The sequence below is a fragment of the Pseudomonas sp. JUb52 genome (assembly GCF_004341115.1).
Classification (GTDB): Bacteria; Pseudomonadota; Gammaproteobacteria; order Pseudomonadales; family Pseudomonadaceae; genus Chryseomonas; species Chryseomonas oryzihabitans.
The window spans coordinates 112,476-128,164 of the sequence record NZ_SLYS01000002.1; the positions used below are offsets into that span (position 1 = coordinate 112,476).

Consider the following 15,689-nt stretch of genomic DNA (forward strand, 5'->3'; position numbering starts at 1 on the left):
TTATGCCGCGATGCACTGCTATCGGCTGCGTTAATGAAACAATTCATCGATTTCATCCCTCTGCTCCTGTTCTTCCTGGTCTACAAGCTCGATCCGCGTCCGGTGGAGTTCGCCGGGCACGCCTTTACCCTGGGCGGCATCTTCAGTGCCACCGCGGTGCTGATCATCGCCTCCCTGGTGGTCTACGGCGCGATCTTCGCGACCCAGCGCCGGCTGGAGAAGAGTCAGTGGCTGACGCTGATCGCCTGCCTGGTGTTTGGTGGCATGACCCTGGCCTTCCATAGCGAGACCTTCCTGAAATGGAAGGCGCCGGTGGTGAACTGGCTGTTCGCCCTGGCCTTCCTGGGCAGCCATTTCATCGGCGACAAGCCGCTGATCCAGCGCATGCTGGGCCACGCGGTGCGCCTCCCAGCCCCCATCTGGACGCGGCTGAACATCGCCTGGATCGTCTTCTTCATCGTCTGCGGCTGCGCGAATCTCTACGTGGCCTTCACCTACGAAAGCTTCTGGGTCGACTTCAAGGTCTTTGGCAGTCTGGCGATGACCCTGGTGTTCATGCTCGGTCAGGGCCTCTATCTGGCGCGCCATCTGCAACCCATGGATGAACCGCGAGACTGATCCCATGAGTCAGATACTGCTGATCGACGACGACCAGGAACTGTGCGACCTGCTCGGTGCCTGGCTGAAACAGGAAGGCTTCGAGGTCAACGCCTGTCATGCCGGCAGCGACGCCCGCACCCAGTTGCGCGAGGCGACACCGGATGTGGTGGTGCTGGACGTGATGCTGCCTGACGGCAGTGGCCTGGAATTGCTCAAGTAGCTGCGCAGCGATCATCCGCAACTGCCCGTGCTGATGCTGTCGGGACGGGGCGAACCCCTCGACCGGATCCTCGGCCTGGAGCTGGGTGCCGACGACTACCTGGCCAAGCCCTGCGATCCGCGCGAACTCACCGCGCGCCTCCGAGCCATCCTCAGACGCAGTCATCCGGCCCAGCCCGCGGCCCGCCTGCAGCTGGGCGACCTGTCGCTGAGTCTGGCGCGCGGCGTCGCCAACATCGGCGAAACCGAGATCACCCTGACCCTCACCGAGAGCCGCATCCTCGAAGCCCTGCTGCGGCAACCGGGCGAACCCCTGGAAAAGCAGGCCCTGGCCCAGGCGGCCCTGGGCCGCAAGCTGACCCTCTACGATCGCAGCCTGGACATGCATGTCAGCAATCTGCGCCGCAAACTCGGCAGCCATGCCGACGGTCGTCCGCGCATCCTGGCGCTGCGGGGCCGCGGCTACTACTACAGCGTCTAGCCCACCGCGCAGCCTTTACCCCCTCTTTACCCCCGCTGACCGCCACTGACTCCCCCGCTCCTAGACTGGGCTCATCCGGTGTTGCACCGGTCATCCCAAGGAGATTTCCCGATGCGCAAACTCATGCCCGCCGTGCTGTTCGCCGCCCTGCTGCCGACCCTGACCCTGGCCGCTACCCAGGACAGCACCGACATCACCCCGCCGCCCCACGGCAAGCTGATGGACGGCGGTCCGCGTGGCGATGGCCCCCTGCGCGGTCTCAAGCTGACCCCCGAGCAACGCGAGCAGGTCGGCAAGCTGATGGGCGAGGAACGCCAGCAGCAGCGCGAGATCGTCAAGAGCTACCTCGACAAGCTGCCCGAGGATCAGCGCAAGGCCCTGCACGATCAGCTGGATGGCAGTCGCGACAAGACCCGTCAGTCCATTCGCGCCCTGCTCAAGCCCGATCAGCAGAAGCGCTTCGACGAAATGGAAAAGAAGCGTGAGGATCGCGCCAAGGAGTGGGCCGAGTTCCAGCAGTGGAAGCAGGACCACAAGTCCTCCTGATCCCCGATCGCTGCGCCGATGGTCCTCGGCGCAGCGTCTGACCAAGAACCTGCCCAAAGTCTCGCGAGCTAGAGACAAACAAGGCGAAAATGCCTGAGGAAGCGGAGTTTACGAGTGGTAAATGAGCATTCCGAAGGCATTTTCAACGCCGTTTGGCCGACGCGCAGCAGACTTTGAGCAGCTTCTAAGGCGACTGCATGGTTTTTCGTTCCCTCTTCTGGCGCATCTTCGCCACCTTCTGGCTGGCCATCCTGTCCGCGGTCGGCCTGACCATGCTGCTCGGCCACCTGGCCGACCAGGATTCCTGGATACTCGCGCAGCATCCCGGCCTGCGCGACCTCCCCGAACAGTGGGTGCAACGTTATGAAAACGACGGTCCCGCCGCCGCCCAAGGCCTGCTCGAACAGCGCAAGGGCCGCTACGGCATCGATGTGCTGGTGCTGGGCGAGAACGGCTCGCCCCTGGTGCGCGGCACCCTGCCACCGCGCATCTTCGACCAGGATCTCGACCAGCCGCAGCGTCAGCAGCGCCCCGGCCCTGGCGCCCGCGACCCCAACCGGCCGCTGCCCTGGCGACGCCTGACCGACGAATACACCAGCCCGAGCGGCCAGACCTACCTGTTCATCTACCACCTGCCCACCCCCGAACTGGGCGCCTGGCGCCGCCAGAGCCTGTTCTGGCCGGTCGGCATGCTGGCCATCGCCACGGTGGTACTGACCCTGTTCAGCCTGCTGCTGACCCTCAGCCTGACCCGCCCGCTCAATCATCTCAGGCGTGCGGTCCATGATCTCGGGCAGACCGCCTATCAGCAGGACACCCTCGCCCGCCTCGCCCGCCGCAAGGACGAACTGGGCGTGCTGGCCGAGGACTTCAATCGCATGGGCGCCCATCTGCAGCGCCTGATCGACAGCCAGCGGCAGCTGCTGCGCGATGTGTCCCACGAGCTACGCTCCCCCCTGGCCCGCCTGCGCATCGCCCTGGCGCTGGCCGAACGCTCCGATCCCCATGACCTGGGCAACATGTGGCCGCGCCTGACCCTGGAATGCGACCGCCTGGAAACCCTGATCGGCGAGATTCTCGCCCTGGCCCGCCAGGAAGCGGATCCTGGTCCGCCCGAGCAGCTGGAATTGCACCCGCTGCTGGAAGGCCTGGTCGAGGACGCCCAGCTCAGCGCCCCCCAGCAGCAGGTGGAACTGGACGTTCCCGCCGCCCTGCGGCTGGACGGCTGGCCCGATGTGCTGGAACGGGCCCTGGACAATCTGTTGCGCAATGCGCTGCGCTTCAACCCGCCCGCCCTGCCGATCGTCATCTCGGCGACCGCCGCCGCGGGCGAGGTGCGCATCCAGGTGCGTGACCATGGTCCCGGAGTCAAGGTCGACGACCTGCCCCGGCTGGGTGAGCCCTTCTTCCGCTCGGATCAGCAGCAGGCCACCGGCTATGGCCTGGGGCTGGCCATCGCCCGCCGCGCCATCCAACGCCATGGTGGCGAGCTGCACCTGAGCAATCACCCGGACGGCGGCTTTCTCGCCACCGTCACCCTGCCGCTCAGACCGGTCCTGACCAATGGCTGACCTGGCCGCTCAGATCACGCGGCGCCGGGATCCGCGGCGCCATCTCCGGCGTGCCCAGGTAGATGTAGCCCACCAGCTGTTCGTCCTCGGCCAGTCCCAGCCCCTGCAGCACCCAGGGATCGTAGCTGAACTCACCGGAGCGCCAGACCGCACCCAGGCCCAGGGCGAAGGCCGCGTTGACCAGGCCGTGGGCGACGCAGCCGGCGGTGATGATCTGCTCCTGGACCGGCACCTTGGGGTGTTCCTGGGGCGTGGCGACGACGGCGATCACCAGGGGAGCCCGCAGCGGCATGCGCCGCGCCTTGTCCAGGGCCGCCGCATCGGCGTCGGGCTCGCGCCGGCAGAGGGCGTCGGCATAGAGCTCGCCAAGCGCCGTTCGGCCGGCGCCGCTCACCAGGATCAACCGCCAGGGGCCCAGCAGCTTGTGGTCCGGCGCCCGGTCCGCGGCGCGCAGCAGGATCTCGAGTTGCGCGGGCGTTGGGCCCGGTTCGGTCAGGCGACCGACCGAGGCACGATTGCAAAGGGCTTCGAGGGCATCCATAGCGTCTCTCCTGTAAAGATGCCGCAGTGTACCCCAGGGACGACTGCCGAATTTGGCTGTCACAGCAGCGGAATGGCTGACATTCTTGGCCGCTACCGGGGCGGTCGGCTAAGATCGCGAATGCTAGAAAACCCGGCCGCTTTCATCGTCGCGAACGGAGTTATCCCGACCTCTCGCCTTTTTCGAAACGGACCCGACAGATGAAGTTTGCGCTCAACCGGTTCCTCGCTGCGTCCGGTGACAGCCTGGGCGTCTACTACGCCCGGGTATTCGCCTATCTGATCGCTGCCGCCAGCGTCACCGCCGGGTACTACACCCAGGCCGATGCGGTGGGCCTGTGGCTGATCCCCTATGCCCTGCTCTACCCCCATGTGGCCCAGACCCTGAGCCTCAAGCTCAGACGCGATCGCGGCGCCCAGACCGATATCATCCTTGCCGCCTTGGACGCCATCCATGTCGGCATGGCCGCGGTGGTGTTGCGCTTCCCGCTGATGCCCACCCTGATGCTGCTGTTCATGCTCGGCTACACCAGCATGCTGCGCGGCGGTCCGCGCCTGCTCGGCCTGTGCCTGCTGTTCGCCACCAGCGCCGCGGCGCTGGGCAGCGCCACCTTCTTCCAGGGTGTCGACCTCACCAGTCCGCTGCTGGTGGCGGTCACCAGCGTGGTGGGCACCATGCTGCACCTCTGGGGCACCGGCTACTTCCTGCATCGCCAGCGCAAGCGCCTCATCCAGATCAACGACGACCTCAAGCGCGAGCAGGAAAAGTCGGCGATCCTGGCGCACAACCTGGCCAAATACCTCTCGCCCCAGGTCTGGGAATCCATCTTCACCGGCAAGCAGCACATCGCTCTGGGTACCCAGCGCAAGAAGATCACGGTGTTCTTCTCCGACATCAAGGGCTTCACTGAGCTGTCCGAAGAACTCGAGGCCGAAGCCCTCACCGACATGCTCAACAACTACCTCAACGAGATGTCGAAGATCGCCGTCAAATACGGCGGCACCATCGACAAGTTCGTCGGCGACTGCGTCATGGTGTTCTTTGGCGACGCCAACAGCCAGGGCGCCAAGAAGGACGCCGTGGCCGCGGTCTCCATGGCCATCGCCATGCGCAAGCACATGAAGGTCCTGCGCCAGCAGTGGCGCAGCCAGGGCATCAACAAGCCGCTGGAGATCCGCATGGGCCTGAACACCGGCTACTGCACGGTCGGCAACTTCGGCTCCAGCACGCGCATGGACTACACCATCATCGGTCGCGAAGTGAACCTGGCCAGCCGCCTGGAGAATGCCGCCGATGCCGGCGAGATCCTGATCAGCCACGAGACCTACTCGCTGGTCAAGGAAACCATCATGTGCCGCGACAAGAGCTGGATCACCGTCAAGGGCTTCAGCAAGCCGGTGCAGATCTATCAGGTGGTGGACTTCCGTCGCGACCTGGGCGCCTCCCCCAGCTATGTCGAGCACGAACTGCCGGGCTTCTCCATGTACCTGGATACCAACAACATCCAGAACTACGACAAGGAGCGGGTCATCCAGGCGCTGCAGCTGGCGGCGGAAAAGCTCAAGGACAAGGTGATCCTTTAACCGCCCGCTTTTCTTGCAGGCAGAAAAAAGCCCCGGATATCCGGGGCTTTTTCATGTGACCGCGGGGATCAATCCTCGCGATAGCGACGCAGGCGCAGGGCCTTGCCGGCTACGCGGGTGTCCTTGAGCTTGGTCAGCAGACGCTCCAGGCCTTCTTCGGGCAGCTCCACCAGGCTGAAGGAGTCACGGATCTGGATGCGGCCGATGGCCTCGCGATCCATGCCGCCTTCGTTGATGATGGCACCCAGCAGGTTCTTGGCGGCGACGCCATCACGGGCGCCCAGGGCGGTGCGGCAGCGCACGCGGCCTTCCGGCAGCGGCTGCATCGGACGACGCTCGCCACGGTCCGGACGCTCACCACGCTCGGGACGATCGCCCCGCTCGCTGCGCTCGCCACGGGGACGCTCGCCACGGCCGGCGCCGGGGGTGAGCGGCTGCTCGCGACGGACCGACTCGATGTCCAGGGCGCGGCCGCTGGTCAGCTTGGCCAGCAGGGCCGCGGCCAGGGTCGAGGGATCGCACTGCAGACGCTCGCACAGCTCCTGGCGCAGGGCGCCATGGGTGGTGTCGGCATCGGCCAGCAGCGAACCCACGCCATCGGCCAGGCGGGAGATACGGGCTTCCAGCACGGCTTCGGCGTCGGGCAGACGGATCTCGCCGACGCGCTGACCGGTGACGCGCTCGATGACCTGCAGCATGCGGCGCTCGCGCGGGGTGACCAGCAGCAGCGCGCGACCTTCACGACCGGCACGGCCGGTACGACCGATACGGTGCACGTAGGATTCCGGATCGTAGGGCATGTCCACGTTCAGGACGTGGGTGATGCGCGCCACGTCCAGGCCGCGAGCGGCGACGTCGGTGGCGACCACGATGTCCAGCGAACCATCCTTCAGCGACTCGATGGTCTTCTCGCGCTGGGCCTGAGGCATGTCGCCGTTCAGGGCGCTGACGCGATAGCCCTGACGTTCCAGCAGCTCGGCCAGGTCCAGGGTCGCCTGCTTGGTGCGCACGAAGGCGATCAGGGCGTCGAAGTTCTCCACTTCCAGCAGGCGCAGCACCGAGGCCGGCTTCTGGTCGGCGTGGACCATCAGGTGCGCCTGCTCGATGCGGGCGACGGTCTGGGTCTTGGCCGCGATGCGGACGTGTTGCGGCTCCTTGAGGTGACGCTCGGCGATGGCGCGGATCGACGGCGGCAGGGTCGCCGAGAACAGCACGGTCTGGCGGGATTCCGGCATGGCTTCGAAGATGAATTCGAGGTCATCCATGAAGCCCAGCTTGAGCATCTCGTCGGCTTCGTCGAGCACCAGGTGCTGGACGGTGGCCAGCAGGTTGTCGTCGCGACGCAGGTGGTCGCACAGACGACCGGGGGTGGCGACCAGAACCTGGGCGCCCATGCGCAGGGACTTCAGCTGCGGGCCCATGGGCGCGCCGCCGTAGAGGGCCACGACCTTCACGCCGGGCATCTCGGTGGAATAGGTTTCGCAGGCGGTAGCCACCTGCAGGGCCAGTTCACGGGTGGGAACCAGCACCAGAATCTGGGGTTCGCGGCGGGACGGGTCGAGCTTGGAGAGCAGCGGCAGAGCGAAGGCTGCGGTCTTGCCGGTACCGGTCTGGGCCTGGCCGATCATGTCGTGGCCGGAGAGAATCACCGGGATGGACTGCGACTGGATGGGCGACGGCTCTTCGTAGCCGACGGCCTTGATGGCGGCGAGGATGGCGGGATTGAGATTGAGCGCAGCGAAACCGCTGGTGTCCTGGGTCATTGTCTTGCCTCGTGTGCTTCGCAAAGACCCCAAAGCCAAGAGCTGCGCTTATCCGAATGACCGAAGTCGCCCAGGCAGCCAAGGTGTGAGCTTTTTGCGAAATAGCGGATGAAAAAGGGGTGAAGCGTCTAGGATTGTTCGCCGTCGGGCGAACGCACGACCGGTGTGGCCATGGCGGCGGACCGGGAAAATGCAGTTCCTGAACGGAAGGTCAAAAAGACCGGGGCGAATGATACCCGAACCCTGGACATTTCTCCAGAGAACCTTGGTCTACTTTTGTGGTCAGGTTGCCGCACGCAGGTTGTCCAGATAGGCCTCCACATCGAAGCCTATCCGCGGGGTCAACTCGCGGGCGCGCTGCCGCGTGCCCGCCTCGTCCAGCTCCTGCTCCAGACTGGCCGGCACCAGCAGGATGACATTGCCCTCGACCACCGGGCACTCCCAGTAATGATGGCGGAACAGGCCGCGCAGCAGTGCGGCGCCCAGGGGCTTGCCGTCGGTGGCGCTCCACTGGTTGATCATCAGCCAGCCGCCGCGGTTGAGCTTGGCCTGGCAGTTTTCCAGGAAGCGCCAGGCCAGGTGGGCACTGGAGGGGCCGACATCGGTATAGAGGTCGACAAAGATCAGATCGGCAGGCGCCGCGCTGTCGAGCAGGTCGAGGGCATCGCCGATGCGGATGACCAGGCGCGGGTCCTCGTCGAGGCCCAGATGCTGGCGTGCCAGGCGCGGTACCGCGGGGCGCAGCTCCAGGGCTTCCACCGCCTCCAGGGGCAGCCACTTGAGGCAGGCCTGGGTCAGGGTGCCGGCGCCCAGGCCGAGAAAGAGCGCTCGCCGCGGCTGCGGGTGGCAGAGCGCGCCCAGCAGCATGGCGCGGTTGTAGTCGTATTCCAGCCAAGCGGGGTCCGCGGTGAAGACGCAGCTCTGCTCCACCTCCTCGCCAAACTCCAGGAAGCGATAAGGCCCCACCTCCACCACCCGGATCCGGCCATGGTCATCGACGACCTCTTCCAGCAACACTTCCGTCTCGACCATCACCACCCTCCTCTATAGCCGTCCATGGTAGCCGCGATGGGCACTGTCTATCGAGCCATGCCGCCGCTATCGGTTACCATGGACGGCTTCATCGCACCCTTAGAGAGAATCATGTCCGCGCCCTGGAGCCCCACCAGCTGGAGAGGCCTGCCCATCCAGCAACAGCCCGAATACCCCGATAAAGCCCGTCTCGCCGATGTCGAGCGCACCCTGGCCGGCTATCCGCCGCTGGTGTTCGCCGGCGAAGCCCGCGAATTGCGCCGGCAGTTCGCCGAGGTCACCCAGGGCCGGGCCTTCCTGCTGCAGGGCGGCGATTGCGCGGAAAGCTTCTTCGAATTTTCTGCCGGCAAGATTCGCGACACCTTCAAGGTGCTCCTGCAGATGGCGGTGGTCATGACCTTCGCCGCCGGTTGCCCGGTGGTCAAGGTCGGCCGCATGGCCGGCCAGTTCGCCAAGCCGCGCTCCTCCGGCGACGAGGTCCAGGACGGCGTCTCCCTGCCGGCCTACCGTGGCGACATCGTCAACGGCATCGACTTCACCGAAGGCAGCCGCATCCCCGACCCGCAGCGCCTGATCCAGGCCTACAACCAGTCCACCGCGACCCTCAACCTGCTGCGCGCCTTCGCCCAGGGCGGTTTCGCCGATCTGCACCAGGTGCATCGCTGGAACCTGGACTTCATCGCCAACTCGGCGCTGGCCGACCGCTACCACCAGCTGGCGGACCGCATCGACGAGACCCTGGCCTTCATGCGTGCCTGCGGCCTGGACACCGCGCCCCAGGTCAAGGAAACCAACTTCTTCACCGCCCACGAGGCGCTGCTGCTCAACTACGAAGAAGCCTTCGTCCGCCGCGACAGCCTGACCGGTGACTGGTACGACTGCTCGGCGCACATGCTCTGGATCGGTGACCGCACCCGCCAGCCCGACGGTGCCCACGTCGAATTCCTGCGCGGCGTGAACAACCCCATCGGCGTCAAGGTCGGTCCTTCCACTACCAGCGAAGACCTGATCCGCCTGATCGACACCCTCAACCCCGAGAACGATCCGGGTCGCCTCAACCTCATCGTGCGGATGGGCGTGGGCAAGGTCGGCGATCACCTGCCGCGCCTGATCCAGACCGTCGAGCGCGAGGGTCGCCAGGTGCTGTGGAGCTCCGACCCCATGCACGGCAACACCATCAAGGCGTCCACCGGCTACAAGACCCGGGATTTCGCCAGCGTGCTGGGCGAGGTCAAGGAATTCTTCGGCGTGCACCAGGCCGAGGGCACCTACGCGGGCGGCATCCATATCGAGATGACCGGCCAGAACGTCACCGAATGCATCGGTGGCGCCCGCCCGGTCACCGAAGACGCCCTGTCCGATCGCTACCACACCCATTGCGACCCGCGCCTGAATGCCGACCAGTCCCTGGAACTGGCCTTCATGATCGCCGAGACGCTCAAGGGCATTCGCCGCTAAGGAAGAGCGCGGCGCGCTCTAGTGCCGCGCCACCGCCTCGCGCAAGACGTCCGCCGGCCCGTGCAACTGCAGGTCGGCGAGACCGAGCCAGTCGGCCAGGGCACGCAACTGCCCCGCCAGGGCGTCCAGCCCCTCGTCATCCAGCCCCGCCGCCTCCAGATGCACGGCATGCACCGCCAGCCGCGACTGCGCCCGCTCGGCGCGCAGATCCACCCGCGCCGTCAGCCGCTCCCGATAGAGAAAGGGCAGCACATAGTAGCCAAAGACCCGCTTGGGCGCCGGCGTGTAGATCTCCAGTCGATAGCGAAAGCCGAACAGCTGCTCGGTGCGCTCGCGCTCCCAGACCAGCGAATCGAAGGGCGACAGCAGCGCCGCGGCGCGCACGGGGCGCCCGGGATTGGGCGTCTCTGCGACATAGGCCGGCTTCGACCAGCCCTGCACCTGGATGGGCTGCAGACTGCCCTCCTCCAGCAATTCGGCGAGGCCCTGGCGGGCTTCGGCCGGACTGAGACGAAAATAGTCACGCAGCTGGACCCCGCTAGCCACGCCCAGGGCACGGGCGCTGCGCAGCAGCAAGGCGCGGCGGGCGGCTTCGGGCGCAACGGCCGGCGCCGCAAGGATCTCCGCTGGAAGCACCCGCTCGGGCAGGTCATAGAGACGCTCGAAGCCGCGCCGCCCGGCCACCGTCACCTCACCGGCGGCGAACAGCCACTCCAGCGCCAGCTTGCCCGGACTCCAGTCCCACCAGGGACCGGCCTGCTCGACCCGCCGGGCCAGGCTGCCGGCGCCCAGGGCACCCCGCTGCACCACCGCCTCCAGGGTCTGGGCGACGACCTGCGGCTGTTCGACGGCGAAACGCGCCAGCTGCCGATAGATGCCGATGCCCTGGCGCGCCTGATCGCGCCGCCAGCGCAGCTCGGCCCAGACCTCGGCCGGCACCAGCGAAGCCTCGTGGGCCCAGCATTCATAAAGCTGGCGCTTGCGCCCCTGCCCCCAAGCCAGGGCATCGAAATCGGCGAAGGCATAGTGGCCGAGACGGCTGAACAGCGGCAGGTAGTGGGAGCGCACCAGCGCATTGACCGAATCGATCTGCAGCACGTTCAGGCGTGCGGCCTGGCGATACAGGGCGGCCGGACCCGCGCCACCCTTGGGTTGATTACCGAAACCCTGGGCGCGCAAGGCCAGACGCCGGGCCTCGCGCAGGGAAAGGCTGTCCATCCGGGCTCCCGATAGAGGAAGGGATCTTTCACCCTAGCAGGATTGGCGGCGGCGCTCCTCTGCGGGCTGCTGCCAGAACGGCTTGTCGGCCTCCTGCCAGGCATCGGCGCGACTCAGGCCGAGGTCGTGCAGCGCGCCTTCATCCAGCCGATAGAGCGCTCGGCGTTGGCGGGAGAGCTCTATCGCCCGCCGCAACCACGCCCAGGCCTGCCGCAGACGAGAGGTGACGCATGCAACACCAGGGGAACGCCTGGACGAATCTCGGTGAGCTATGAGCTGAGCCATGGTGCATCTCCTTCTCCAGAGGGTATGGCTCAAGTCTGGAAGCTGGCTTAACATCAATCCAACGAATCTTTCTGATGCGATCCATTCACCGAGCTGATGCCATGAACTACCCCAGCATAGAGACCGATCTGCTGCGCACCTTTGTCGCCATCGCCGATCAGGGCGGCTTCACCCGCGCGGCCGAGGTGGTCAACCGCACCCAGTCGGCGGTGAGCATGCAGATGCGCAAGCTGGAAGAGGACGTGCTGCAGCGGCGACTGTTCGAGCGTGACGGCCGCCAGGTCCGTCTGACTGCGGAAGGCCAGGTCCTGCTGGGCTTTGCCCGGCGGATCCTCAAGCTGCATGGGGAGGTGATGACCACCCTGCGCGAGCCGCACATGGTGGGGACGGTGCGCATCGGCACCCCTGACGACTACGTCATGAGGTTCATTCCGGGCATCCTCGCGGGCTTCGCCAAGGCCTACCCGCTGGTGCAGGTGGATGTCCACTGCGAGCCTACCGCGGGTCTGCTGCAACGCCAGGATTTGGATCTGACCATCGTCACACGTGAACCGGGCAACGAGATCGGTCTGCCGTTGCGGCGGGAACGCTTCGTCTGGGCCGAGGCGCCTGGTTTCGACATCCACCAGCGCGATCCGCTGCCGCTGGCGATGTTCAATACCTCCTGCTTTCTCAGCGAATGGGCCCGGCGCGCCCTGGACAATCGCGACCGTGGCTATCGCCTGGCCTACAGCAGCCCCAGCCTTGCCGCGCTGCTGGGCATCGTCAAGGCAGGCCTGGCGGTCACCGCGCAGCTGGAGAGCCTGCTGCCGAGCGAATTGCGCCGGCTGGGAGAAGCCGACGGCATGCCCGACCTGCCCTCCTGTTCCATCGAACTGCTGCGCAATCCACGCAGCGCCTCGCCGATCATCGACACCCTCGCCGAGCATATCGCCGAGGGCTTTCGGCAGTAGTCAGCGAAGCGCCAGCAGCACCGCGCAGAGCAGCAGAAAACCGCAGAACAGCAGGCGCAGCAGCCGTTCGGGCAGCTGGTGGGCCAGCTTCACACCCCAGCTCACGCTGAGCAGGCCGCCGATGGCAAGGGGAATGCCGACGCTCCAATCCACTTCGCCATGCCAGGCATAGCTGGCCAGGGTGACGCCCGTGGTGGGCAAGGCCATGGCCAGGGACATGCCCTGGGCCGCGACCTGGGTCAGTCCCATCACGCCCGCCAGGATGGGCGTGGCGATCACCGCCCCGCCGACGCCAAACAGCCCGCCGACCAGTCCCGCCACCAGCCCCAGCACGCCAAGGCCCAGACGGCTCGGGGTGGTCAGCGGTGGCTGGCCACGGCGATAGAGCTGCCAGAGGTTGTAGAGCACAAGGAGCAGCAGGAAGCCGACGAAGCCGTGGCGCATGGAGCGGGCATCCAGCGACACCGCCAGCGCCGTGCCGACCAAGGCCGACACCATGCCGGCAGCGGCGAGCAAGGCGGCGCGCTGCCAGTCGATGCGGTTGCGCTGGTTGTACTTGTAGACCGACAGCAGCACGTTGGGCACCACCATCACCAGAGCGGTGCCCTGGGCCAGTTGCTGGTCGAGGCCGAACAGCAGCGCCAGCACCGGAATGGCGATGAGGCCACCGCCGATGCCGAACAGCCCACCCACCACACCCAGCACCGCCCCGAGGACGACATCGATCAACAAGGTAAACAGCGATTCCACGGCAATTCTATCCAGCGGCGAACGGATTTGGAGAGACCGGCCAGGCCGGCCTGCGGCGAAAGCCCAGACAGCAAAAAGCCCGGCAAGCCGGGCTTTCTGGTCGAGACGCCTGGTTTAGACCTTGGCGCGCGACTTGTACTCGTTGGTACGGGTGTCGATCTCGATGTGGTCACCGATATCGCAGAACTCGGAGACCTTCAGCTCGTAGCCGTTGTTCAGGCGAGCGGTCTTCATGACCTTGCCCGAGGTGTCGCCGCGAACGGCCGGCTCGGTGTAGGCGATCTGGCGCACGATGGTGGTGGGTAATTCGATGGAGATGACGCGGTCGTTGTAGAACACCGCTTCGCAGACGTCGGTCATGCCGTCTTCGATGAAGGCGATGGCTTCGCCCAGGTCGTCCTTCTCCACTTCGTACTGGTTGTAGTCGGCGTCGACGAAGACGTACAGGGGATCGGCGAAGTAGGAATAGGTTACTTCCTTGCGATCCAGAATCACCGGCTCGAGCTTGTCGTCGGCGCGGAAGACGGTCTCGGTCGCGCTGCCGGAGAGCAGGCTCTTCAGCTTCATCTTGACCACTGCAGCGTTACGGCCGGACTTGTTGTATTCAGCTTTCTGGATGACCCAGGGAGCGTTGTCGATCATGGCCACTTGGCCGGCACGGAACTCTTGTGCGGTTTTCATGCGGTTATCCGTATGGATGGAAGAACGGGATTTCGAGGCGCCATATGATAGCCAATCTGTATGGAAATGCACCAGGCTGGCGGCAAGATCGCTGTGAGAAGCCATCCGATCGCTCCAGTCACGCGCCAGCAGACGCCAGTTTTCGACCTGTGCGTCCAGCGCCGACCAGGCCGCAGCCAGGTCGCCACGACCGTTCCAGGCCAGCCACAGGGCACTGACCGCCGCGCCCAGTTCAGGGGTGCCGGACGCCACATAGCGCGCCAGGAAGGCCTCGAGCTTGACGAAGTGGGCGTCCTCTTCCTGCGGATAGATGTGCCAGACGAAGGGATGCGCGGCCCATTGCGCGCGGACGAAGGAGTCCTCGCCGCGGATGGCATTGAAGTCGCAGCACCACAGCAGGCGGTCGTATTGCTGCTGGGAGACGAAGGGCAGCACCTGCACCCGCAGGGCGCCACGGCCGTGGCTGTCGCCGGCCTTGAGCCAGTCGACGCCCAGCCAGGCGGCGACGTTGGCCAGTACCCGCCCCTCCGGCACCAGCAGGCAGGTCGGCCGGTTAGCGGCGCTCAGGGCGTCGAGCCAGTCGATCAGCGCCGGATTCTCGTAGGCGAACAGCGAGAACAGGCGCTCGCCCGGTTGCCGGTGGACACCCAGCCCGGCAAGGAAATCGTCCCGTGTCGCGGCCGCCTGCTGGAAGCCGTCCCGCTGCTTGAGCAGGTCACGCTCGCGCAGCAGACCACCGACCTTGGCGGTAAAGCCGGGAAAGAAGAAGTACTTGTTCAGGCCGGTGGGCTGCAGCGACGGCAGAGCATGACAGCCTTCGATCCACTCCTCGGCGCTCAGGTATTCCAGATTGAGCCAGAGCGGTCGCTCGGCGCGCCCCGCCATGGCGGTGATGAAGCCTTCCGGCAACTGGCAGGCGAAGGCCTCGACCACCACGTCGCCCGGCTCGGCCGGCGTCCAGTCGGCACGCCAGAGGCGTACCTCGACCCCGCGATGCCACTGCTGCTCGGCCGTGCCATCGACCCCCGGCTGGATCCGCGCCAGGGGATAGAGGTCGTCGATCCAGAGGCGGACCTGCTGTCCATGCTCAGCGACCAGCTGATGGGCCAGACGCCAGGTGATACCCGCGTCCCCATAGTTGTCCACCACTGTGCAGAAGATGTCCCAGGCTGCCATGCCATACCTCTAAGTCATTGATATCGAATCGTGTTTCGCTTCAGCCGACGGGTAATGCGCGGCGGATTCCAGTGAACCCAGTCACACCGCGACCCCAGGCGGGTCGGTAGTATCCGCGCTTTTTCGGACGGATTCTCCATGTCGTTGCGCCCTGCCCTGCTGTTCTGCCTGAGCCTGGCTTCCCTGAGCGCCCTGGCGACACCCCAGCCACCCCGCACCTTCAGCGAAGCCAAGGTGGTCGCGACCAAGGTCTATGCCAAGCAGGGCGTGGACTTCTATTGCGGCTGCCACTACAGCGGCAAGACCGTGGATCTGAAGAGCTGCGGCTACGTCCCGCGCAAGAGCGCCCAGCGCGCCAGCCGCATCGAGTGGGAGCACATCGTGCCGGCGTGGGTGATCGGTCACCAGCGCCAGTGCTGGCAGAAAGGCGGTCGCAAGAACTGCACGGCTAGCGATCCGGTGTACCAGAAGGCCGAAGCCGATCTCTTCAATCTGGTGCCAGTGGTCGGCGAGGTCAATGGCGATCGCAGCAACTTCGCCTTTGGCTGGCTGCCGCAAAAACCCAGCCAGTACGGCGCCTGCCAGATGGTGGTGGACTTCAAGGCCAAGACCGCCATGCCGCGTCCTGAGATCCGCGGCATGGTCGCCCGCACCTATTTCTACATGAGCGACCGCTACGGCCTGCGGCTGTCCAAGCAGGACAGCCAGCTCTACACCGCCTGGACCAAGCAGTACCCGCCCGAGGCCTGGGAGCGCCAGCGCAATCAGCGCCTGGCCTGCATCATGGGCCATGGCAATCCCTACGTGGGCCAGACCAAGGCCTGCAAGTAGC

At 66.0% G+C, this 15,689-nt stretch carries 14 protein-coding genes and 2 pseudogenes; 8 read left to right on the forward strand and 8 right to left on the reverse strand.

Annotation, left to right across the window (positions count from 1 at the left end; all coding sequences use genetic code 11):
* Nucleotides 1–33: 33 nt before the first annotated feature.
* The 4 genes and pseudogenes from EC839_RS03715 to EC839_RS03735 all read left to right on the forward strand — a co-directional run bounded on the left by EC839_RS03715 (nucleotide 34) and on the right by EC839_RS03735 (nucleotide 3,417).
* On the forward strand, nucleotides 34–618 hold the full coding sequence (locus tag EC839_RS03715; protein ID WP_007158484.1) for a septation protein A: 585 nt from the start codon (nucleotides 34–36) through the stop codon (nucleotides 616–618).
* Between the two features lie 4 nt (nucleotides 619–622).
* Nucleotides 623–1,300: pseudogene (locus tag EC839_RS03720) on the forward strand (response regulator transcription factor).
* 111 nt (nucleotides 1,301–1,411) lie between these two features.
* Nucleotides 1,412–1,846 (forward strand): Spy/CpxP family protein refolding chaperone, encoded by a 435-nt coding sequence (locus EC839_RS03725; RefSeq protein ID WP_007158486.1) that lies wholly within the window; start codon nucleotides 1,412–1,414, stop codon nucleotides 1,844–1,846.
* Between the two features lie 197 nt (nucleotides 1,847–2,043).
* Nucleotides 2,044–3,417, forward strand: coding sequence for a HAMP domain-containing sensor histidine kinase (locus EC839_RS03735; RefSeq protein WP_007158487.1), 1,374 nt, complete (start codon nucleotides 2,044–2,046; stop codon nucleotides 3,415–3,417).
* On the opposite strand, the gene EC839_RS03740 is transcribed toward EC839_RS03735, so the two are convergent.
* A complete protein-coding gene (locus tag EC839_RS03740; protein ID WP_132832204.1) occupies nucleotides 3,392–3,958 on the reverse strand; it encodes a nitroreductase in 567 nt (188 codons plus the stop codon). The genes EC839_RS03735 and EC839_RS03740 overlap by 26 nt on opposite strands.
* Before the next feature lie 200 nt (nucleotides 3,959–4,158).
* On the opposite strand from EC839_RS03740, the gene EC839_RS03745 reads away from it, so the two are divergent.
* Nucleotides 4,159–5,541, forward strand: coding sequence for an adenylate/guanylate cyclase domain-containing protein (locus tag EC839_RS03745; protein ID WP_007158489.1), 1,383 nt, complete (start codon nucleotides 4,159–4,161; stop codon nucleotides 5,539–5,541).
* A 68-nt stretch (nucleotides 5,542–5,609) separates the two neighbouring features.
* Here EC839_RS03745 and EC839_RS03750 read toward each other — a convergent pair whose 3' ends face one another.
* Together EC839_RS03750 and EC839_RS03755 are read right to left on the reverse strand one after the other, a co-directional pair.
* Nucleotides 5,610–7,304, reverse strand: coding sequence for a DEAD/DEAH box helicase (locus EC839_RS03750; RefSeq protein ID WP_007158490.1), 1,695 nt, complete (start codon nucleotides 7,302–7,304; stop codon nucleotides 5,610–5,612).
* A 282-nt stretch (nucleotides 7,305–7,586) separates the two neighbouring features.
* A complete protein-coding gene (locus EC839_RS03755; RefSeq protein ID WP_007158491.1) occupies nucleotides 7,587–8,336 on the reverse strand; it encodes a spermidine synthase in 750 nt (249 codons plus the stop codon).
* A 111-nt stretch (nucleotides 8,337–8,447) separates the two neighbouring features.
* Between EC839_RS03755 and EC839_RS03760 the strand changes: the two genes are divergently transcribed.
* Nucleotides 8,448–9,794, forward strand: a complete 1,347-nt coding sequence (locus EC839_RS03760; RefSeq protein ID WP_007158492.1) for a class II 3-deoxy-7-phosphoheptulonate synthase — start codon at nucleotides 8,448–8,450, stop codon at nucleotides 9,792–9,794.
* Between the two features lie 18 nt (nucleotides 9,795–9,812).
* Here EC839_RS03760 and EC839_RS03765 read toward each other — a convergent pair whose 3' ends face one another.
* Entirely contained in the window at nucleotides 9,813–11,012 is a 1,200-nt protein-coding gene (locus tag EC839_RS03765) for a winged helix-turn-helix domain-containing protein (protein ID WP_132832205.1), read from the reverse strand.
* A gap of 33 nt (nucleotides 11,013–11,045) precedes the next feature.
* Nucleotides 11,046–11,297 (reverse strand): DUF1127 domain-containing protein, encoded by a 252-nt coding sequence (locus EC839_RS03770; RefSeq protein WP_007158494.1) that lies wholly within the window; start codon nucleotides 11,295–11,297, stop codon nucleotides 11,046–11,048.
* Nucleotides 11,298–11,398: 101 nt separating this feature from the next.
* Here EC839_RS03770 and EC839_RS03775 point away from each other — a divergent pair, with 101 nt between their 5' ends.
* Entirely contained in the window at nucleotides 11,399–12,250 is an 852-nt protein-coding gene (locus EC839_RS03775) for a LysR substrate-binding domain-containing protein (RefSeq protein WP_007158495.1), read from the forward strand.
* On the opposite strand, the gene EC839_RS03780 is transcribed toward EC839_RS03775, so the two are convergent.
* From EC839_RS03780 to earP, 3 genes and pseudogenes are all read right to left on the reverse strand, one after another.
* Nucleotides 12,251–12,991, reverse strand: a complete 741-nt coding sequence (locus EC839_RS03780) for a sulfite exporter TauE/SafE family protein (RefSeq protein WP_027599518.1) — start codon at nucleotides 12,989–12,991, stop codon at nucleotides 12,251–12,253. It abuts the gene before it with no gap.
* A 123-nt stretch (nucleotides 12,992–13,114) separates the two neighbouring features.
* Nucleotides 13,115–13,681, reverse strand: coding sequence for an elongation factor P (gene efp, locus EC839_RS24110; protein WP_007158497.1), 567 nt, complete (start codon nucleotides 13,679–13,681; stop codon nucleotides 13,115–13,117).
* A gap of 48 nt (nucleotides 13,682–13,729) precedes the next feature.
* Nucleotides 13,730–14,857 (reverse strand): annotated as a pseudogene (gene earP, locus EC839_RS24115) (elongation factor P maturation arginine rhamnosyltransferase EarP); the annotation flags it as partial.
* 138 nt (nucleotides 14,858–14,995) lie between these two features.
* Between earP and EC839_RS03790 the strand changes: the two are divergent.
* Nucleotides 14,996–15,688 carry an endonuclease gene (locus EC839_RS03790; protein WP_007158498.1) on the forward strand — a complete coding sequence of 231 codons (693 nt, stop codon included), beginning with the start codon at nucleotides 14,996–14,998 and terminating at the stop codon, nucleotides 15,686–15,688.
* Nucleotide 15,689: the final 1 nt, after the last annotated feature.